Genomic DNA, 2,670 nt, shown 5'->3' with positions numbered 1-2,670 from the left:
GACGTCGAGCCAAGCGCAGCCCGTGCTGACCGCCCTCGTGAAGAAGGGCTTCATCACCAGCTCCGGTCGCGGGAGCTACGTCATCACCGTCGCGGGTCATGCAGAGGCGACAAAGTAGCGTGATGCGCGAAGAGATGCTCAAGCGGCTCGACGAGTTCGTCGCAGAGTACGCTGATGCGGAGTGGGATACGTGGCAGGCGCTCCGCGCCGAGCTTGCCGCCGAGCGGTGCGAGAATTGCGCGCACTGGGGTACTGTAACTAACGAGTGCCGTGGCGTAGCGGCGCAAGACGCGAAGTTCGGCGTGGTGTGGTGGACCGACGGCAATCTCGACGAGGGGGGCGGCGCGCAGCTTGAAACCTCTCCTGACTTCTGCTGCTCGCACTTCGAGAAGAGGCCGACGCCATGACTATCCGCGAAGCCTGGCGCTGCTGCTCGAACGTGGTCTGGTTCACCGCCGTGACGCTGCTCCTTGAGGGCTACTCGCGGCTCGCGATGTGGAGGAGACGATGACCGCACGAGAATGGGGCGTGTGGGTTGGTGAGATGGGCAAGGCCCTGTGGAGTGCTCGTGGCAGCTTCGACGCGCTGCTCCTGGTGGTTGGTCTTTCTGCGATGCGTGTTGCAACCGAGCGTCTCAACGCTCGACGGTGGAGAGGTTTTCGATGAACGAAACACAGGCGCTCGAGGGACTCTGGGCTTCCATCGGTCACGCGCCGTGGCCGGTCGTGATCGGCTACGTGCTGGTCGCACTCTGCATCGGGTTCAAGGGCTTGACCGAGGGGAAGCTCCACAGCCAGGTGAAAGCCTGGGCTGGCGCGGTCGTCGGGATGCTCGTCGGCGTCGGGTCCTCGATGGCCTTGGACGGCGACTGGATTCACGCCGTCGTGTTCGGCGTGCTCATCGGCGGGACCTCGACCGGGTTCTGGAGCATGGTCAAGCAGACCATCCCCGACATCGGCAAGCCCAGTGACCCGCCGGGCCCCATGACGACGACCAACGTGATGGTCAACGTCGAGGCGCAGACACCCTACGATCCGCCGCAGGAGCCGCCGACATGAACCGCGCGTGCAAGGACTGCGAGTGGTACTCACCGCTGTTGAGTGGTGTCGGCGTCTACTCCGAGACGAGCGGACGCTGTCATCGATGTGTCCCTGACGCAGAGAATGGCTGGCCCTACGTTTCAGTGGAAGACTGGTGCGGCAAGTTCCAGCCGCGCTCCAAGGAAATGTGCGCGCACATTTGCTCGGTTCCAGGGTGTATCGGCTGTTTCTTTCACGGTGATGGTTTTGATGATTGCGATCTCGCTAGACGGAAGCTGATAGGGGAGTTTGAGATCGATGTTCCAGGGACACGTCCGGTGTGGTGTCCTCTTAATCAAGGTGCGGCGCTCGTGCGGCTGGAGACGAAGAAGGAGCAGGAGTGATGAAGAGCTTGTGGGAAGACTACGTGGCGGTCGTGTGGCGGCTGCTGCCGGGAGCACTGCTCGTGCTCGCGGTGCTCTGGCTCTACGGCTGCACGACGCGGCAGGCGCAGGTCGCAACGCAGACCGCGTTGAACGAGACCTCCGTCGGCGTGGAGACCGCGCACAAGGCGCTCATCGAGGAGACGCCGCGGCTCTCGAAGGAGGCCGGAGCGCGCGTGTGGCACGCGTGCCCCGCGCCGTGCGCCGCCTTCGACCCGCGCTACGAGGCCGAGTTCGAGCCGGTGACGAAGGCCTTCACGGGCATCAAGATCGCCCGCGACAGCCTTCACATCGCTCAGGGCACGCAGGACATCTGGGTGGCGACCGGCGAGCTGCCGAACACCGACCCGCTCTGCGATGGCATCTCGAAGACGGTCGGTCCTATCCCGCGGCTCCTGACCGACGCTGGGGTGAAGAACATCCCGTCCGAGGTCGAGGCCTTCGCCGGGCCCGGCTCGAAGATCGTCTGCGACATCGTCAGCGGCTGGATCAAGAGGAGGTAGACCATGGGTATCGAAGGCACGATCGCGAAGTGGGTGCTCTCGTTCGTCATCGAGGCCGCGAAAGTCGGCATCGAGGCCATCCAGGCCAAGGACCCGGCGAAGATGCGCAAGGTCCGCGACTTCATCGGCGCGCCCGGTGCGCCGCTCGAGGCCGAGCTCGTCGCCGCCGAGGAGAAGGCCAAGCGCATCGCCGAGAACGAGCGGGGCTGACCATGAAGGGTCACAGGAGCAGAGGCAAGGCCGTGGCAGTCGTGGTGCCGCGGCACGGGCGCGCGGTGCGGCTCTCGGGCGGCGAGAAGCGTCGCTGGCGGGGACGTCGCGGCGTCGAGCACGAGGTGCTTGTCGCTGGAGTGGACCGACACGATAGGCGAGTGCTCGCAGCCTCTGGCGCCGAGCCGGCGTCACCGCTGCCGACGACGAAGGAGCGACAGGCGCAGCGAGCGCAGCGCGCGGTCGAGAAGCACACGCCGCTCGGGCGCTTGGGCAAGGCGGCCCGCGCGCTGCGCGAGAAGATGGCAGCGCTGCGAGGGGCGCAGTCATGAGCCGGCGCCCTCGTCACAAGCAGCAGCGCGCCATCTCGATGAAGGAGTTGCGACGAATGCGGCGTGAGGCGGTGCCAGACGAAGCCATCGAGCTCGCCTACTCCGCGCCGGTCGACCCGTTCGCTCGAGACCCGCTTCCGCTCGCGCCGATGGCGAGCGTTCA

The 2,670-nt window shown here is 66.0% G+C and carries 6 protein-coding genes; all 6 read left to right on the top strand.

Translation table 11 applies throughout. The annotated features are described in order from the left end of the window. Window positions 1-119: 119 nt before the first annotated feature. Entirely contained in the window at window positions 120-407 is a 288-nt protein-coding gene (locus tag WC683_20745) for a hypothetical protein (protein ID MFA4975040.1), read from the top strand. A gap of 255 nt (window positions 408-662) precedes the next feature. Then, the gene (locus WC683_20740) at window positions 663-1,058 is read left to right on the top strand and encodes a hypothetical protein (protein ID MFA4975039.1); all 396 of its coding nucleotides are present in this window, start codon (window positions 663-665) and stop codon (window positions 1,056-1,058) included. Continuing rightward, window positions 1,055-1,423: a hypothetical protein gene (locus tag WC683_20735; protein ID MFA4975038.1), complete on the top strand. Its 369-nt coding sequence runs from the start codon at window positions 1,055-1,057 to the stop codon at window positions 1,421-1,423. Before WC683_20740 ends, WC683_20735 begins: the two co-directional genes overlap by 4 nt. Continuing rightward, window positions 1,423-1,965 (top strand): hypothetical protein, encoded by a 543-nt coding sequence (locus tag WC683_20730; protein MFA4975037.1) that lies wholly within the window; start codon window positions 1,423-1,425, stop codon window positions 1,963-1,965. Before WC683_20735 ends, WC683_20730 begins: the two co-directional genes overlap by 1 nt. A gap of 3 nt (window positions 1,966-1,968) precedes the next feature. Then, the gene (locus WC683_20725; GenBank protein MFA4975036.1) at window positions 1,969-2,175 is read left to right on the top strand and encodes a hypothetical protein; all 207 of its coding nucleotides are present in this window, start codon (window positions 1,969-1,971) and stop codon (window positions 2,173-2,175) included. A gap of 2 nt (window positions 2,176-2,177) precedes the next feature. Then, on the top strand, window positions 2,178-2,507 hold the full coding sequence (locus tag WC683_20720) for a hypothetical protein (protein ID MFA4975035.1): 330 nt from the start codon (window positions 2,178-2,180) through the stop codon (window positions 2,505-2,507). The last annotated feature ends 163 nt before the right edge of the window (window positions 2,508-2,670 follow it).

Source organism: bacterium (genome assembly GCA_041648665.1).
Classification (GTDB): Bacteria; UBA10199; UBA10199; order 2-02-FULL-44-16; family JAAZCA01; genus JAFGMW01.
The sequence above is the reverse complement of the archived record's forward strand: the minus strand, read 5'-3'. Positions and strand labels throughout refer to the sequence as shown.